General features: G+C 66.5%; 11 protein-coding genes and 1 tRNA gene. 8 read left to right on the top strand and 4 right to left on the bottom strand.

Translation table 11 applies throughout. The annotated features are described in order from the left end of the window. Positions 1 to 377: 377 nt before the first annotated feature. The 4 genes from AB4Y67_RS14980 to AB4Y67_RS14965 all read right to left on the bottom strand — a co-directional run bounded on the left by AB4Y67_RS14980 (position 378) and on the right by AB4Y67_RS14965 (position 4,804). Complete coding sequence (locus tag AB4Y67_RS14980) at positions 378 to 2,063, bottom strand: family 16 glycosylhydrolase (RefSeq protein ID WP_441406555.1); 1,686 nt, start codon at positions 2,061 to 2,063, stop codon at positions 378 to 380. A gap of 133 nt (positions 2,064 to 2,196) precedes the next feature. Beyond that, positions 2,197 to 2,272, bottom strand: a tRNA-Lys gene (locus AB4Y67_RS14975). Positions 2,273 to 2,389: 117 nt separating this feature from the next. Further along, positions 2,390 to 3,565: a PQQ-dependent sugar dehydrogenase gene (locus AB4Y67_RS14970; RefSeq protein WP_441406561.1), complete on the bottom strand. Its 1,176-nt coding sequence runs from the start codon at positions 3,563 to 3,565 to the stop codon at positions 2,390 to 2,392. Positions 3,566 to 3,661: 96 nt separating this feature from the next. After that, positions 3,662 to 4,804, bottom strand: a complete 1,143-nt coding sequence (locus AB4Y67_RS14965; RefSeq protein WP_441406554.1) for a sunset domain-containing protein — start codon at positions 4,802 to 4,804, stop codon at positions 3,662 to 3,664. 104 nt (positions 4,805 to 4,908) lie between these two features. Here AB4Y67_RS14965 and AB4Y67_RS14960 point away from each other — a divergent pair, with 104 nt between their 5' ends. The 8 genes from AB4Y67_RS14960 (at position 4,909) to AB4Y67_RS14925 (ending at position 17,089) form a co-directional block, all read left to right on the top strand. Further along, entirely contained in the window at positions 4,909 to 5,847 is a 939-nt protein-coding gene (locus AB4Y67_RS14960) for a LysR family transcriptional regulator (RefSeq protein WP_441406553.1), read from the top strand. 128 nt (positions 5,848 to 5,975) lie between these two features. Continuing rightward, positions 5,976 to 7,697: a dihydroxy-acid dehydratase gene (gene ilvD, locus AB4Y67_RS14955; RefSeq protein ID WP_441406552.1), complete on the top strand. Its 1,722-nt coding sequence runs from the start codon at positions 5,976 to 5,978 to the stop codon at positions 7,695 to 7,697. Positions 7,698 to 8,051: 354 nt separating this feature from the next. Further along, entirely contained in the window at positions 8,052 to 9,950 is a 1,899-nt protein-coding gene (locus tag AB4Y67_RS14950; protein WP_441406551.1) for an acetolactate synthase large subunit, read from the top strand. Positions 9,951 to 9,952: 2 nt separating this feature from the next. Next, positions 9,953 to 10,465: an acetolactate synthase small subunit gene (ilvN, locus tag AB4Y67_RS14945; protein WP_069952167.1), complete on the top strand. Its 513-nt coding sequence runs from the start codon at positions 9,953 to 9,955 to the stop codon at positions 10,463 to 10,465. A 122-nt stretch (positions 10,466 to 10,587) separates the two neighbouring features. Beyond that, complete coding sequence (gene ilvC, locus AB4Y67_RS14940; RefSeq protein ID WP_441406550.1) at positions 10,588 to 11,613, top strand: ketol-acid reductoisomerase; 1,026 nt, start codon at positions 10,588 to 10,590, stop codon at positions 11,611 to 11,613. 121 nt (positions 11,614 to 11,734) lie between these two features. Further along, entirely contained in the window at positions 11,735 to 13,330 is a 1,596-nt protein-coding gene (serA, locus tag AB4Y67_RS14935; RefSeq protein WP_441406549.1) for a phosphoglycerate dehydrogenase, read from the top strand. Positions 13,331 to 13,535: 205 nt separating this feature from the next. Next, positions 13,536 to 16,325: an FtsX-like permease family protein gene (locus AB4Y67_RS14930; RefSeq protein WP_441406548.1), complete on the top strand. Its 2,790-nt coding sequence runs from the start codon at positions 13,536 to 13,538 to the stop codon at positions 16,323 to 16,325. Beyond that, complete coding sequence (locus AB4Y67_RS14925) at positions 16,322 to 17,089, top strand: ABC transporter ATP-binding protein (protein ID WP_441406547.1); 768 nt, start codon at positions 16,322 to 16,324, stop codon at positions 17,087 to 17,089. Before AB4Y67_RS14930 ends, AB4Y67_RS14925 begins: the two co-directional genes overlap by 4 nt. Positions 17,090 to 17,093: the final 4 nt, after the last annotated feature.

Below are 17,093 nucleotides of genomic sequence, written 5' to 3'. Positions count from 1 at the left end.
GCGGGGTCGTTGCCGTCATGTGGGGGATGTACGTGCTCCTCTTCGTTCCCCGCGTGCTGGGACTGCTCGCATGAGCCTCACGGCGCAGTGGCGGCTCCTCAGCGACCTCCACCTCGGCGTGTCAGACGAGGACCCCCGCCACCCCGGCAACATACTCCCCACATTCAACGAGGCGGCATAAAGCTGCCCTCCATGACCGATTGGGACCCGGACGCTGTGCGGGATGACCTGTTCGCCTGTGTCAACATCCATGTCGGCGGTCCCGGTGGGATCCTGCCCTCGACGAGACCGGATTTCCCCATGGACTGTGGTCGCCGCCGGGCATGGTGACGGTACCAATGTCAGTGCAGGACCCGGCGGTGATCGGAGCCGAGGATTTAGCTTGGGCCTCGAGACCCGCTGTCAGTCTGCATTCCGCCGGAAACGGGACGGAATTCCCACGTATAAGATCCGTCAGCCTTGAGGCTCATCCGTAGGTGACCCCACGTGTCGCTGAACCTCCGCTCCACGTAGGGAGGGTTGCTGGTGAACTCCCGGAGGTCGATTCCACCTGTGGACACCTGAAATTGCTGCATCCCGTCCGCAACGCACTGGTCCTCGTTGTTAATCGGGCAGGTCCGCTCATAATTGTGCTGTGAGCCGGACAGCAATATACGAACGCGGTTTGTCCAGAACATATCAATCCATGGCTTCGCCTTATCGAAGCGGGTATGGCTCGATGTGTTGCTGGTGAAATACGGATCATGCAGCATAACCGCCAGATGCTTTCCAGCGGCCTTCGCCGCTTTCAGATCGGCATCCATCTCCGAGGTCATCGCCTCGGCACGCTTAGAGTCATAACGCCATGTGGCCGTCGGCGCTACAAGAACATGCCAGTTGCCCTTGTCGAACGAATACCATTCAAGAGCGTCCTGGAACCGTCCCAGATCTGAGTTCGTCGCGCTCTTCTCCGTGGACACGCACTGCCCATCCATGTACCGGTCAACGTCACTCCGGCCAGGTTCAACATCATGATTCGGCCCAGCGGTCCAGTATGTCTTGGTCTTAGCCGGACCCCACAACTGGTTGAAAGCCTCGAGCGTGGAACAGGTGCCCTTGTCATACTGGAAATCGCCCAGCAGAAGGAAGTTATCCAGCGAACCGTCGTTGAGACCGGCGATGATGCTAGCCGCGTTCTTTCCACTGTTCGACGTGGGCGATGTGTTACCCGCAGGGTTCACATCCCCGGCGGCGGCGAAATCAAACGACTCACCGGATGCCGCCGGGCGAGGGGGAGCTGCCTCATAGACGCGAACCCAATCCACTCGCATCTCGCCGGGGCCGTCAGGAGTGCTGTCCGGGAACCAGTCCAGTTGTAGCGTCTGGTGCATCGGGCCGGGGGGCTGGTGCGCGGGGTCGTTGTCTTCAAACCACTTCACCCCATCGACGTAGCCGACGATCCCATTCGGAGACCAGTCAAGCGCGTAGTTGTGGAACTGGGAAACGTCGAGAGCCTTGGCCTCGGACGCCAGCACGTTATCGCACGAATAGTGGAGGAAGAACTTGATGACGTTCCAGTCACCCATGGTCTCCGCGTAATTTACCTCGCCGTCACACGGCCAATTCCTACTATCCGGCCACAGCAACGACACCATATGGTACTCATTGTCACCAGATCCCGCCGCACGGACCTCCCACCGGCCGTACTTCTGGTTTGCAAACTTCGCGCTCATTCCTGCGGTTGTACCGTCCGGTGTTCCGGTAATGACCAGTTGGGATCCGTCGACCGTGACTTGCTGGGGACTCCGGATGCCGTTTCCCGCGTGTCCGACGCTGTTGTACACGGACCACTTCGCTGCGTCCGGTGCGCCGGTGTAGTCGAACTCGTCACCAGCGGTCGGTGCGCCCCAGTTAAAGTCTGTCGCGGCCGAGCCTGTCGGTGACGCTAGCGTAGTAGGCGTCGGCGTGACTGGTGCTGGTGTGACGGACTGCGGCGCCGTCGCTACTGGCGGCGGAGGCGGAGGCCCCGTGCAGCCTGCCAGTAGGATTGCCGCCACCACAACAGCGAAAATTCGTCTACCCATACGTCAGATGATATGGGTCCCCCGGCGAGGATGCCTATGGTATCGCTGCCAGATGTTTCGGCTCGCCGGATTTGCGGGCAAAACAAAACCCCGCCCTCGTGGCTGTCAGCCAGTGAAGACGGGGTTTCGTTGTTGGTGCACCCCCCGGGACTCGAACCCGGAACCCATTGATTAAGAGTCAATTGCTCTGCCAGTTGAGCTAGAGGTGCATCTGTTGTTTTCGTTCTTCGCGGTCTTTTTGTTCCCGCGTTGTTCTCCGCAACGACATGAAACTCTACACGAGTTTGGACGGAGTGTGAAATCGGGCGGAGCCGTACTCACCGCCACTACCCGGGGAGCACCAAAACCAGCACAGAATCGGGGTTTTTGTTGTTGTTGAGCACCCACAGGCGGCCGTCCGGAGCCAGGGAAACGTCCCTGATTCTCCCGTACAGTCCTGTGAAATAGCCCACAGGTTCGCCGGCGAATTCGCCGTTCAAGGGAACCTCCCACAACCTCTGGCCGCGAAGTGCTCCAAGGTAGGCCGTGTCACCGACGATTTCGAGGCCGCTGGGCGAGGATTCCGCCGTCGACGGCCACACCACCTTCGCGTCCAGGAAGCCAGCGCGGTGGGGTGCGCCCGTGACGTCCGGCCAGCCGTAGTTGCCGCCGGGCACGATCAGGTTGAGCTCGTCGTCGACGTCGGGCCCGAATTCGCTCGCCCACAGCCGGCCGGCGCTGTCCCAGGCGAGTCCCTGGACATTGCGGTGGCCCAGGCTGTACACCGGGTTGTCGCCGAAGGGATTGCCCGGGGCGGGCCGGCCCTCAGGCGTGATGCGCAGGATCTTGCCGCCGAGAGCATTCTGGTCCTGGGGCTGGCCGCGGCGCTGCGAGTCACCGGTGCCGACGTACAGGTACCCGTCCGGGCCGAACCGGATCCGCCCTCCGTTGTGCGTTCGGGCCTTGGGGATCCCGCTGAAGATGACCTCCGGGGCACCCGGTTGCAGCTTTCCCTCCCTCTCCTCGAGGCGCAGCCGCGCAATCCGGTTGTCGCCGGCGGCGGTGAAGTAGGCGTAGAGGTACCGGTCCGCGGCGAAGTCCGGGGACACTGCCAGCCCCAACAGCCCGCCTTCGCCGTCCGGAACGACGTCGGGCACCTTCCCGAGCGTGCCGGCCCGGCCCCCGCCAGCGCCCGGCGCGATGGTCCGGAGCTGGGCGCTCTCCCGCTCGGAAATGACGGCCGTGCCGTCCGGCAGGAAGACAGTGGACCACGGCACCTGCAGTTCGGCCCCGATCTGTTCGACAACCGTCGGCTGAGCCACGCCCGGCGCGCCCCCGGAGGGGCTGGATCCCGGCGCGCCGGGGATCGCGGATTCGCTGCCCGACGGGGGAGCGGTACTGGCGGGCGCGGTGTCAACAGGAGCGGAGTTGCCGCCGGACGTACAACCGCCCAGCAGGATCGCGACGGCGGCCGCCAGGCCGACCCAGCCTCGTGGGCCGGCGGGCGGGCGGACCGGCGGCAGGGCGCGGAAAGCGGCTGTCCCACGACGCCTTGCCGCTGGTCTCACCCAGCCGTGTTCCCGTCCCGTATTGCGGTTCCTGGCAGCCCCCACGCTGTCCTACTGCCGCGTCCGGCGCGGCGGCCGGAAGTCCGCGGCCTCGGCGTGGGCCGCGGACAGGAACCAGACCTCGGCGCGGGTTTCCTCGAAGGCAGGGCTCGTCTCGTCGTGGTAGATCATCGACGAGGCGTTGCCCTTGACGGTGAAGCCGTCAGGTCCGCTGCCGTCCGCGGCTGGTGCCGCCGATCCCTCGCCATACGGCTGCTCGGCCGCGAGGTGGCCGGTGGGTTCGGCGGGCTCGGCGGGTGCAGCCTCATGGCTGGCAGCCGTTTCGGACGCGGCCGAGGACATGGCGGTCTGCCGGGTCTCGGCTTCGGCGAGGGGGGATTCGGACATTGCCGGCGACGCCGGCGTTGCCGCCCCGCCGGTCTCGCCTGCCCCGGCTCCCGCGGCGACTCTGCCATCAGTTGCCGCCGCAGCCTCCGCCTCGGCTTCGGCCGCAGCGGATTCGGCGCCGGGGAGGGTCGGGGCGTGGGGCTCCGTGTATTCAGCGTGGTGCACGGGGACTCCTGGCGCCGCGCCTGCCGCGGGGGCATCCAAGGCATGGGCACCTGCTGCAGCCCCGGCGGCAACCCCTGCCACAGCCCCGGCCGCGCCGGCCACGCCGTTGCCCGGCTCCGGGTGGACAGCCGCGTGCGGTTCCGCCGGCGGCGTCTCGGACCACTGGGTCTCCCACTCGGGGCTCTCCACCGCGGAGGCCGCTTCAGCGGGCGGAGCAGATTCTGCGGCGGGCGTGGCCTCGACATCCGCCGTGGCGGTGTCTGATGCTGCAGCGGCCGCCGCAGCTGCCGCCGCCGCACGCGCCTTCATGTGCGCCTCGACGGCTGCTGCATCCTCGGCGGCGGCAACGGGGTCGGGGGCGGGCTCCGGCTCGACTCCGGGTTCGGCCTGGTTGAACCCGGCGGACGTGGGCATCCACGCCAGGCCGGCGGCCGACGCCGACGCGGCCGAACCGCCCCCGGACATGGCTCCGCGGTGGCTGGCGTCGTGGTCGACGTCGTGCAAGTGAGGAGGTGTGGAACCCTCGGACCCAGCGGCCCCGGTCCCCTTGCCGGCGGAGCCGCGGGAGCTGTTGCGGTTGAGGAGCCACCAGACGACGGCGACAATCGCCACGATAACGACGAGCCAGATGATCCAATCCATAGCAGTGCCCTTCTGTCCACAAGGCAAGGTTGCCGTTGTTTGACGGTACGTCCGCCTGAGGGGGCTGTCCACCCTCCTGGCCGCCCGCCCTGTAGCCTCTGATCATGGATTTCAAGAGACTGCGGATTCTCCGGGAACTGGCCGACCGTGGCACGGTCGGGGCCACGGCCGAGGCAATGAGGGTCACACCCTCCGCCGTCTCGCAGCAGCTCAAGACCCTGCAGGATGAGCTGGGAGTAGTCCTGGTAGAGAAGTCGGGCCGGGGTGTGCGCCTCACCGAGGCCGGGCTCGCCATGGCAGGGGCGGCCGCCGAGGTTTCCACTGCCATGGCCCGCGCGGAGGCCACCATCGACACCTACCGGCGCGGCTGGCAGACCCACGTCAAGGCCGCGTTCTTCCCGAGCGCCGCCGAGATGTTCCTCCCCGGTCTCCTGCACCGCGTCAAAGCCATCGACGGTCTCCGCTTCCAGGCGCACTTCGAGGATCCCAACGTGGCCGGCTTCGCCGGCTTGACGGCCGACTACGACATTGTGCTGGCACACAGCGTCGACGGGCCGGACGTCTTCGCCCGGCTGGGACTGACGGTGGTGCCGCTCCTGGATGAGCCCCTCGATGTCGCAATCCCCGAGGGCCACGCGCTGGCTGGCAAGGAAACGCTCCGCGCTGCCGACGTGATCGGATTCCCGTGGATGGGCGTGCCGGAGGGTTTCCCGTTTGACACGGTGCTCCGCCAGATCGAGGTGCAGGCCGATTCCCAGGCAGTCCGTGCCCAGCTGTTCCCTGATCTGCGGGTCCTTGAAGCCCTCGTCAGCGCCGGGCACGGACTTAGCTTGCTGCCTCGCTATACGGCCCTGAAAAACCAGGGCAGGGGCTTCGTGCTGCGCCCGCTGGCCGGGGTCAAGGCCAGCCGCAGCATTGTTGCGCTGGCGCGTCCGGATGTCGCGGCCAGGACCACCATCCAGCAGGTACTCACCCTGCTCAAGGCCGAAGCGCAGTCCGTCGCCGAGGCTCCGGAGCTGCGTGACGCCGCTCACCTGAACTGAGCATCCGAAGGGCCTGGTTCCATCAGGTGAGACGATAGTCCACTATTTGATCGAAACATTCCCGGTTTTCCGCTTAATGCTCGCATTGGGGTCGTTGCCCCCAGCGGCGGAGCCCTAGACTTTCACCCATGAGTGAGGACACCAAAACAGCGACAGCCGCCACACCGGACATCAAGCCCCGCAGCCGGGTCGTCACCGACGGGATCCACGCCGCGCCCGCGCGCGGAATGTTCCGGGCGGTCGGCATGGGCGACGATGACTTTGCCAAGCCCCAGATCGGCGTCGCGAGCTCCTGGAATGAAATCACTCCCTGCAACCTCTCCCTGAACCGGCTGGCCCAGGGCGCCAAGGAAGGCGTGCACGCCGGCGGCGGCTTCCCGATGCAGTTCGGCACGATTTCCGTCTCGGACGGCATCTCCATGGGCCACGAGGGCATGCACTTCTCGCTGGTCTCCCGCGAAGTCATCGCGGACTCTGTTGAAACGGTCATGCAGGCGGAGCGCATCGACGGCTCCGTGCTGCTGGCCGGCTGCGACAAGTCGCTGCCGGGCATGCTCATGGCGGCCGCCCGCCTGGACCTCGCGAGCGTCTTCCTCTATGCCGGCTCCATCATGCCCGGCTGGGTCAAGCTGGAGGACGGCTCCGAAAAGGAAGTCACCCTCATCGACGCCTTCGAGGCCGTGGGCGCCTGCGCCGCCGGCAAGATGAGCATGGAGGACCTCACCCGGATCGAAAAGGCGATCTGCCCGGGCGAAGGCGCCTGCGGCGGCATGTACACGGCAAACACGATGGCCTGCATCGGCGAGGCGCTCGGCATGTCGCTTCCAGGCTCGGCGGCGCCGCCCTCCGCGGACCGCCGCCGCGACGAGTTTGCCCGCAAGTCCGGCGAGGCCGTGGTCAACCTCCTGCGCAAGGGCATCACCGCCCGCGACATCATGACCAAGAAGGCGTTCGAAAATGCCATCGCCGTGACCATGGCCTTCGGCGGCTCCACCAACGCCGTGCTGCACCTGCTCGCCATTGCCCGCGAGGCGGAGGTGGAGCTGACGCTGGACGACTTCAACCGCATCGGCGACAAGATCCCGCACCTGGGGGACCTCAAGCCGTTCGGCCGCTACGTCATGACCGATGTCGACAAGATCGGCGGCGTGCCGGTCATCATGCGGGCACTGCTCGACGCCGGCCTGCTGCACGGCGACTGCCTCACTGTCACCGGCAAGACCGTCGCGGAGAACCTTGCGGCGATCAACCCGCCGGACCTGGACGGCAAGATCCTCCGCGCCATGGACAACCCGATCCACAAGACCGGCGGCATCACCATCCTGCACGGCACGATGGCTCCCGAGGGCGCCGTCGTGAAGAGCGCAGGCTTCGACGCCGATGTCTTCGAGGGCACGGCGCGCGTGTTCGAACGTGAGCAGGGTGCCCTGGATGCGCTCGACAAGGGGCAGATCAAGGCCGGCGACGTCGTCGTTATCCGTTACGAAGGCCCCAAGGGCGGCCCGGGCATGCGCGAGATGCTGGCGATCACCGGTGCCATCAAGGGCGCGGGCCTCGGCAAGGACGTGCTGCTGCTGACCGACGGCCGCTTCTCCGGCGGGACGACGGGCCTCTGCATCGGCCACGTCGCACCCGAAGCGGTCGACGGCGGCCCCATCGCCTTCGTCAAGGACGGCGACCGGATCCGGGTGGACATCGCGGCCCGCAGCTTCGACCTCCTGGTCGACGAGTCCGAGCTCGAAGCCCGCAAGGTGGGCTGGGAACCGCTCCCGGCCAAGTTCACCAAGGGTGTGCTCGCCAAGTACGCCAAGCTCGTTCACAGCGCCTCCACGGGCGCGTACTGCGGGTGATTTCTGACCCGGGAGGCGGTCCGCGCCGCCTCCCGGGTCCCAGCAGGTGGACGACGGAGTCCAAATAGTGAGACACGAGCGGCGCTCGTTGACACGTGTCTCACTAAGAGGGAAAACTGAACGCATGATCGAGCTCGTTACCAGCCGCGCTGCCGCAGAAGCAGTCGTCGTACTTACCAAGCGCGTGGCACATTAGCCCGACTGGTAACGAACCGTCACGCGCAAACCCCTCGAAGAGCCGTCAGGCTGAGGGGTTTTTTTATTTTCGCACCACCGGTATCACCAGCATCACGCAGTACCAGCAGTTCCACGATCACCGAAGATCCCACTGTAGATCCACTAAGGAAGAGTCCGATGAGCAAAGGATCGCCGATCAGCCCCTCGCTGATGGCCACAAAGTCCGCAGGAGCCCCCAAGGCTCCTGAACGCGTCGAACGCCCGGCCGACGCCGGCGTCGATACTGCTGCCGTCTCTCCTGTCCTCGGACCGAACAACGTCGTACCCCCGACGGTGATGACCGGTTCACAAGCAATTGTCCGCGCGCTCGAAGAACTCGGCGTGGAGGATATTTTTGGTTTGCCCGGTGGCGCGATCCTGCCCACCTATGACCCCTTGATGGCTTCCCGAATGAACCACGTTCTGGTCCGTCACGAACAGGGAGCCGGCCACGCCGCGCAAGGCTACGCCATGGTTACCGGACGGGTCGGCGTCTGCATCGCCACCTCGGGTCCGGGTGCCACCAACCTCGTTACCGCCATCATGGACGCCCACATGGATTCCGTGCCGATGGTGGCCATCACCGGCCAGGTCTCCAGCGGAGTCATCGGCACCGACGCCTTCCAGGAAGCGGACATCGTCGGCATCACCATGCCGATCACGAAGCACTCCTTCCTGGTGACCGACCCCAACGACATCCCGCACGTCATGGCCGAGGCCTTCCACCTCGCCTCGACCGGCCGCCCGGGGCCCGTCCTGGTGGACGTCGCCAAGGACGCCCAGCAGGGCCAGATGACCTTCTCCTGGCCGCCGAAGGTGGACCTGCCCGGCTATCACCCGGTGCTCCGTGGCCACAACAAGCAGGTCCGCGAAGCCGCCCGGCTCATCGCGGCGGCCAGCAAGCCCGTGCTGTACGTGGGCGGCGGCGTCGTCAAGGCACACGCCTCGGCGGAACTGCTGGAGCTCGCGGAACTCTCCGGCGCCCCCGTGGTCACCACCCTGATGGCCCGCGGCGTCTTCCCGGACTCGCACCCGCAGCACGTCGGCATGCCCGGCATGCACGGCACGGTCTCGGCCGTGACCGCCCTGCAGCAGTCCGACCTGCTCATCACCCTCGGGGCCCGCTTCGATGACCGGGTCACGGGCGTGCTGAAGTCCTTCGCCCCGAACGCCAAGGTCATCCACGCGGACATCGACCCGGCCGAGATCTCCAAGAACCGCACCGCCGACGTGCCGATCGTGGGCTCGGTCAAGGAAATCATCCCGGAACTCAGCGACGCCCTGCGCGCCCTGTTCGCCGTCTCCGGCACTCCGGACTACACCAACTGGTGGGCCTTCCTGAACAACCTCAAGGAGACCTACCCCCTGGGCTGGACCGAACCCGACGACGGGCTCAGCGCCCCGCAGCGCGTGATCGAACGCATCGGCGCGCTCACCGGCCCCGAAGGCGTGTACGTGGCCGGCGTGGGACAGCACCAGATGTGGGCCTCGCAGTTCATCAAGTACGAACGCCCGCACGCCTGGCTGAACTCCGGCGGGGCCGGCACCATGGGCTACGCCGTACCGGCCGCCATGGGCGCCAAGGTGGGCAACCCGGACCGCGTGGTGTGGGCGATCGACGGCGACGGCTGCTTCCAGATGACCAACCAGGAACTGGCCACCTGCGCGATCAACAAGATCCCGATCAAGGTTGCCATCATCAACAATTCCTCCCTCGGCATGGTGCGGCAGTGGCAGACCCTCTTCTACGAGGGCCGCTACTCCAACACCGACCTCAACACCGGCCACGACACCGTCCGGATCCCGGACTTCGTCAAGCTGGCGGACGCCTACGGCTGCGCCTCGTTCCGCTGCGACCGCGATGAGGACATCGACGCCACTATCCAGAAGGCTCTGGAGATCAACGACCGCCCCGTGGTCATTGACTTCGTCGTCAGCCCCAACTCCATGGTGTGGCCGATGGTCCCCGCCGGAGTCAGCAACGACCAGATCCAGGTTGCCCGCAACTTGACCCCCGAATGGGAAGAGGAGGACTGATCATGACCCGCCACACACTGTCCGTTCTGGTCGAAGACAAGCCCGGTGTGCTGACCCGCGTCGCCAGCCTCTTCGCCCGCCGGGCCTTCAACATCAACTCCCTGGCCGTCGGCCCGACCGAAGTTCCGGGCATGTCCCGGATGACCGTCGTCGTCGACGCCGACGGCGAGCTCATCGAGCAGATCACCAAGCAGCTGAACAAGCTGGTCAACGTGATCAAGATCGTCGAGCTCACCTCCGAATCTTCCGTACAGCGTGACCACATCCTGGTCAAGGTACGTGCGGATGCCGCAACACGGCTGCAGGTTACCCAGGCTGCAGACCTGTTCCGCGCATCAGTGGTCGACGTCTCCACAGAGTCGGTGGTCATTGAGGCAACGGGCCACCCGGAAAAGCTCACGGCGCTGCTCTCAGTGCTGGAGCCTTTCGGCATCCGCGAAATCGTGCAGTCCGGCACTTTGGCCGTTGGGCGGGGATCCCGCTCCATGAGCGACAGGGCGTTACGCAGCGCGTAAGAAACAGGTAAGAACTAGCCCAGGGGAGACCCCGGCGCGAACAGGCCCTGCCGCAGCACCACAACTCAACACGTTTCACCGACAAGCACCACCCAAGAATCCACTCAAAAGGAGACACCCCAGTGACTGAAATGTTCTACGACGACGACGCCGACCTGTCGATCATCCAGGGCCGCACCGTCGCCGTCATCGGTTACGGCTCCCAGGGCCACGCCCACGCCCTCAGCCTGCGCGATTCCGGTGTTGACGTCCGCGTCGGCCTGAAGGCCGACTCGAAGTCCCGCGCCAAGGCCGAGGCAGAGGGCCTGCGCGTCCTCGACGTCGCCGCCGCGGTCGCCGAAGCCGACCTCATCATGGTCCTCACCCCGGACCAGGTCCAGCGCCACGTCTACGCCGAGGACATCGCCCCGAACCTGCAGGCCGGCGACGCCCTGTTCTTCGGCCACGGCTTCAACATCCGCTACGGCTACATCCAGCCGCCGGCCGACGTCGACGTCGCCCTCGTTGCCCCCAAGGGCCCGGGCCACATCGTCCGCCGCGAGTTCGAGGCCGGCCGCGGCGTGCCGGACCTGATCGCCGTGGAGCAGAACCCGTCCGGCAAGGCCCGGGAACTCGCACTGTCCTACGCCAAGGCCATCGGCGGCACCCGCGCGGGCGTCATCGAGACCACCTTCACCGAAGAGACCGAAACGGACCTCTTCGGCGAGCAGGCTGTCCTCTGCGGCGGCGCCTCGCAGCTGATCCAGTACGGCTTCGAGACCCTCACCGAGGCCGGCTACAAGCCCGAGGTTGCCTACTTCGAGGTGCTGCACGAGCTCAAGCTCATCGTTGACCTCATGGTTGAAGGCGGCATCGCCAAGCAGCGCTGGAGCGTCTCCGACACCGCGGAATACGGCGACTACGTCTCCGGCCCGCGCGTCATCACCCCGGACGTGAAGGAAAACATGAAGGCTGTCCTGGCGGACATCCAGGACGGCACCTTCGCCAAGCGCTTCATCGACGACCAGGACGCCGGCGCCCCCGAGTTCAAGGCGCTCCGCAAGAAGGGTGAGGACCACCCGATCGAGGCCACCGGCCGCGAACTGCGCAAGCTGTTCTCCTGGATCAAGAACGAAGACGACTACACCGAAGGCTCAGTGGCCCGCTAGGCACTGACCGGCAGGGGAGCCGGACACCAACTGGGGTCCGGCTTCCCTGCTTTTCTGCAACACCCGCACCATCCGCACCAAAATCCACGCCTGTTATACAAGAGAGCTAAAGAGGTCACCGGTGACAAGCACCAAACCTGTAGTACTCCTCGCTGAGGAACTTTCGCCCGCCACGATCGACGCCCTTGGCCCGGACTTCGAAATCCGCCAGACCGACGGCGCGGACCGTTCCCAGCTGCTCTCTGCGATCGCCGACGTCGACGCGATCCTGGTCCGCTCCGCCACCCAGGTGGACGCCGAGGCCATCGCCGCCGCGAAGAACCTCAAGGTGATCGCCCGCGCAGGCGTCGGCCTCGACAACGTCGACATCAAAGCCGCCACCCAGGCCGGCGTCATGGTGGTGAACGCACCCACCTCGAACATCGTTTCCGCCGCGGAACTGACGGTCGGCCACATCCTGAGCCTGGCCCGCCACATCCCGCAGGCCAGCGCCGCGCTCAAGGACGGCGAGTGGAAGCGCTCCAAGTACACCGGCACCGAACTCTTCGAGAAGAAGATCGGCATCATCGGCCTGGGCCGGATCGGCGCCCTCGTGGCGGCCCGCCTGAAGGGTTTCGACACCAAGATCCTCGCCTATGATCCCTACATCACCTCGGCCCGCGCCGCCCAGCTCGGCGTGCAGCTGGTGACCTTCGACGAGCTGCTGGCCCAGTCCGACTTCATCAGCATCCACATGCCCAAGACGCCGGAGACCGTGGGCATGCTCGGTGCCGAGTCCTTCAAGAAGATGAAGAGCACCGCGTACGTCATCAACGTCGCCCGCGGCGGCCTCGTCGACGAGGAAGCCCTCTACGCCGCGCTGGAGGCCGGCGAAATCGCCGGAGCCGGCGTCGACGTCTTCGTCAACGAACCCAGCACCGACCTGCCGTTCTTCAAGATGGACAACGTTGTGGTCACCCCGCACCTGGGCGCGTCCACGGACGAAGCGCAGGAAAAGGCCGGCGTATCGGTTGCCCGGTCCGTCCGCCTGGCCCTGGCCGGGGAACTTGTTCCGGACGCCGTCAACGTCGCCGGCGGCGTGATCGCCCCGGACGTCCGCCCGGGCATTGCACTGGTGGAAAAGCTGGGCCGCATCTTCACCGCGATGACGCACGCCTCGCTCACCCAGTTCGACGTCGAAGTTGCCGGCGAAATCTCCTCGCTCGACGTCAAGGTCCTCGAGCTCGCGGCGCTCAAGGGCATCTTCGCCGACGTCGTGACCGAGCAGGTCTCCTACGTCAACGCCCCCGTGATCGCCGAGCAGCGCGGCATCAACGTCCGGCTGATCACGACGCCGGACACCGAGTCGTACCGCAACGTCCTGACCCTGCGCGGCGCCCTGAGCGACGGCACACAGATCTCCGTGGCCGGAACCCTGACCGGACCCAAGCAGGTCCAGAAGCTCGTCGGAATCAACGGCTTCGAGGTGGAGATCCCGATCAGCGAACACCTTGTGGTGGTCGCCTACTCCGACCGCCCCGGCGTGATCGGCACCATCGGGCACATCCTCGGCATGAACAACATCAACATCGCCGGCATGCAGGTCGCACGTCAGGACGAGGGCGGCCAGGTGCTCGCCCTGCTGACCATCGACAGCTCCGTTCCGCAGCAGGTCCTGGACGCCATCAAGGCCGGAATCGGCGCCGACATGGTGCGCGAGGTCGATCTCGAGGACTGACGTCTGCACCGCGGACACCGGCGTCGGTACTGACCGCCGCCGGTGTCCGCGAACGCATGGCTGGTCTGCGTACAATGGCTACGTCCGAATTTCGGATCCGGCCGGCAGCCCGGCCTTTACTTTTTGCACACCCGGCAGGGGACGCCTTCAATTCCGCGTGGAATGAACTGTGGTGTGCGCACGCAATCCAGCTTTCAGGAGCCCAATGAACGCCGTCCAGAGGTTCATCAGAAGCAGAGTGCTTCTGCTGACCGCGTCCATTTTGATCGTGGCCATGTGCCTTTCGGTCCTCGTCCAGGGCCAGTCTCAGGCTGCCCTGAACCGGACCGTTGACCAGAATTCGCGGGGGCTCTACGACGTACTCGTCCAGGCCAAGGCCGACGACAACGGCGGGCTCATGCAGCCGGAAATCGCGGCCGGTCAGGGCGGCATCAGCTTCGAGCAGCTGGACTCCCTCCGCAAGCTCTCCGGCACGTCCGTGGCGGCCCCGATCAGCCTCGTCTCGCGCGTCACCCAGAACCTCGAGTCACCGCGCCTGGAGGCCACAGACTACCTCGGCTACCAGGCCGGACTCGCCGGCACCGCCGGGGACCCCAGCGCCACCGATCCGAGCAAATGGCCGGCCGCGGAGTCGGTCCTGTCCGACAAGCCCAAGTCATACCGCCTCACCGCCAGCGCTGTCAGCTCCGACGGCAAGTCCGATCACACCCTGTTCAAGACCACGGCCGAAGGATCCCTCGGCAAGGCGCAGCTCGTCGAGGAGCAGGTTGCCGGCGGCAAGAACGTCCGCATCGAGGGCCCGGCGGGGGAGACCGGCATCAAGTTCCCCGCCCCGGCCGGCGGCTCCGAGCACAACCTCTTCAACCTCGCCGTCTCGCTCCCGCTCGCCCCGCAGGTGACGGAATCCGTCGTCGCCGTCGACCCCGTCTCCGAGCGTGCCCTGCTGGGCAGCGCCGGTGACTTCCTCGCCCCGCTGGAGAAGGCGCCGCCCGCCGACGCCCGCAACGCCGGCGCGATCGGCCGGCACTTTGAAAGCCTCTTCACCACCGGCATCGGCATGGACGAACTGAAGGAAGGCCCCGACTTCCTCGGCGTCAAGCTCAAGTACTGGGCGCCTCTCATGAGCCAGTACCAGCAGGCCAAGCGCAACGGCCTTCTGACCGAGGACTCACAGGCGATTCCGCTGATTGTCCGTTCCGGCACCTCCCTTGACCTCAAGTACTCGGTCAAAATCGAGGAAATCGACGCATCCGGCAACGTCACCAAGGACGTCGGGACCGTGACCCGCTCGCTGGACAAGGACTACCTGCCCTTCGTTTCCAAGTCCCCGTTCGCCCTGGCCTGGCCCGGGTCCAAAGATCTCACGCAGCTGCTCGGCGACACCGGAAGCTTCAGCCAGGGCCTCTACAACCCCGCCACCTGGAGCACCGACTTCGCGTCCGCCCCGAAGTACACGGACGGTGAGACAGCCGGCAACGGCGCCGTGGACAAGAGCGCCACCCCCGGCGACTGGGTCACCGTGAACCGCCTCCCAGAGAAATCCGCCAACGGCGCCCCTGTGGATCAGACCCAGCGCAAGCCCGTCGACGAGCGCTCCTACCGCTCGGACCTCGAAACCGGGAAGAAGCTCGCCACGCCGCTCGCCATGGTCTACGGCACGTTCGACGCCGAGCAGGTCAAGGAGGCGGCCGGCGACGTCAACCGCCTGCCGCTGGGCGGCTATGACCCCACACCCTTCACGCTCACCAAGGACGCCTCCGGCAAGGACGTCGAAAACACCGAGCTCAAGCCCTCACTCAGCGCCACGGGTCTGGCCAGCCAGTCCGCAGGCGCCATCACCGACTACTACGGCCTCGCCGCCGCCCGCGGCTACGAGGCCAACGCCTCCGTGATCGACGCCGTCCGCATCCGCGCCAAGGTGCCCGGTAGCTGGAAGGAAGCCCAGCCCGAGGTGGAGAAGCTCGCCAACGAGATCCGCGACATGGGGCTGCAGGCAACCGTTGTGGCCGGTTCGGCCCGTGAGGACGCCAGCATCTTTGTCCCCGGCTACTCCAAGGACGACGCCGGCAAGGAGTCCCCGCTCGGCACCGTGCAGCAGTCGTGGGTCCGCCAGGACGCCGCGGACGCCGTCTCCGGTTCCCTTACCGCGACCAACCTGACCCTGCTCTTCCTCACCCTTTGCGGTGCCGCCCTGCTGACGGGCGCCTCAACCGTGAGCTATGTCCGGAAACGCCGCACCGAGGCGGGAACCCTGCGCGCCATGGGCTGGACCCAGCGCCGGATCCGGTCCTGGGTGCTTGCCGAATTCGGTGTGGGGGCTGCCCTGCTGGCCATCGCCGGAATCGTCCTGAGCCTGGTCAGCTGGAACCCTGCCACGGCGATCGTCTCGGCCTCCGTGCTGGTGCTCTACGCCGGCGGGGCATTCTTCGCCGCCCAGCAGCTGCGCCACCGCGAGGTGGTGGACCAGGAGCCGCAGCACGATGAACGCCTCATCGCCGTGGACTCCCCGCTGACGTTCGCCAGCCGGCAGTTGAGCACCAACAAATTCAACACCGTCGCCCTGGCCGTCGCCGTTGGTGTCTTCGGGGCAGCGGTCGGCGGTATGGTCGCCCTGCTGATCGACATTCCCCGCGCCGCCGGTGCGAGCGCCCTCAGCGGCCTAGCCGCCACGTCCATCGCGCTGCCCAGCATCGTCCTCGGCCTGTCCGGCGTCGCCGTCGGCCTGCTGCTGACGATGGTCACCGGCCGCTTCGAGCTGCAGGCCAAACGCCAGTACCTCGGCACGCTCCAGGCCATGGGCTGGAACCCGGACATGCTGGGCCAGGTCCGCGTGTTCGAAAATGCCATGGTGGGGGCGGTCGCGCTGCCGCTGGGTATCCTCGGCGCCCTGGGCGTCGGCCTTCTCCTCGCCCCCTATGCCGCGCTCTGGGCCGCTATCGCCGGGCTCGTGGCTGTACTTTGCTGGATTCCGATTGCAACGAAAGTGGTCCGATGAACAACGACCTGAACCTTGACCGCGAGGCTCACGAGCGGATGACGGCAAGCACCCGCCGCGGCGCCCACCAGACGCGCGCCAACACCATCGTGAAGGCCGCTGACCACGCCACGCCGTTGGAGCTCAGCAACATCACGATCCACTACGGCGGCGGCAAGGGCGGTGCCGAAGCCGTCAACGTGGTGGACGACTTCAACATGACGCTGCACGCCGGAGAAATGCACTGCGTCGCCGGCCGCTCGGGCTCGGGCAAGACCAGCATCCTCACCGTCGGCGCGGGCCTGACCCTGCCGACGTCGGGCCGGGTGTTCTGGGAGGGTGACTCCCTCGAAACCATGGGTGACGACGAAATCGCCGACCGCCGTCGCGCCCTGATCGGCTACGTCGACCAGGGCGGCGCCCTGATCGACGGGATGAGCGCGCTCGAAAACGTGCTCCTGCCCGCAGTGCCCGACGGCGAGGTGGACAAGCGCCGCGACATGGCCAAGGACCTCCTGGACCTCGTGGGCCTGGGCCGGCGCATGCGCCACCGCCCGGCCCAGCTCTCCGGCGGTGAACGCCAGCGCGTGGCGATCGCCCGCGCCCTGATCCTGGGCACCCGCGTGCTGGTGGTCGATGAGCCGACCGCGAGCCTGGACCGGTCCGCGGCCAACCGCATCATCAGCATCCTCAAGGACACGACGTCGGACGGGATCGCCGTTCTGGTGGCTTCACATGACCACGAACTTGTCCGCCAGAGCGATACCCTCACCGAACTGATCTAGGTTA

It is taken from the genome of Arthrobacter sp. YAF17 (genome assembly GCF_052113365.1).
GTDB lineage: Bacteria > Actinomycetota > Actinomycetes > Actinomycetales > Micrococcaceae > Arthrobacter.
The sequence above is the reverse complement of the archived record's forward strand: the minus strand, read 5'-3'. Positions and strand labels throughout refer to the sequence as shown.

Coding starts and splice junctions, on each gene's coding strand:
- AB4Y67_RS14965 (WP_441406554.1), bottom strand. CDS start 4,804: ATGGATTGGATCATCTGGCTCGTCGTTATCGTGGCGATTGTCGCCGTC.
- AB4Y67_RS14950 (WP_441406551.1), top strand. CDS start 8,052: ATGAGCAAAGGATCGCCGATCAGCCCCTCGCTGATGGCCACAAAGTCC.
- AB4Y67_RS14925 (WP_441406547.1), top strand. CDS start 16,322: ATGAACAACGACCTGAACCTTGACCGCGAGGCTCACGAGCGGATGACG.
- AB4Y67_RS14980 (WP_441406555.1), bottom strand. CDS start 2,063: ATGGGTAGACGAATTTTCGCTGTTGTGGTGGCGGCAATCCTACTGGCA.
- ilvN (WP_069952167.1), top strand. CDS start 9,953: ATGACCCGCCACACACTGTCCGTTCTGGTCGAAGACAAGCCCGGTGTG.
- ilvD (WP_441406552.1), top strand. CDS start 5,976: ATGAGTGAGGACACCAAAACAGCGACAGCCGCCACACCGGACATCAAG.
- AB4Y67_RS14960 (WP_441406553.1), top strand. CDS start 4,909: ATGGATTTCAAGAGACTGCGGATTCTCCGGGAACTGGCCGACCGTGGC.
- AB4Y67_RS14930 (WP_441406548.1), top strand. CDS start 13,536: ATGAACGCCGTCCAGAGGTTCATCAGAAGCAGAGTGCTTCTGCTGACC.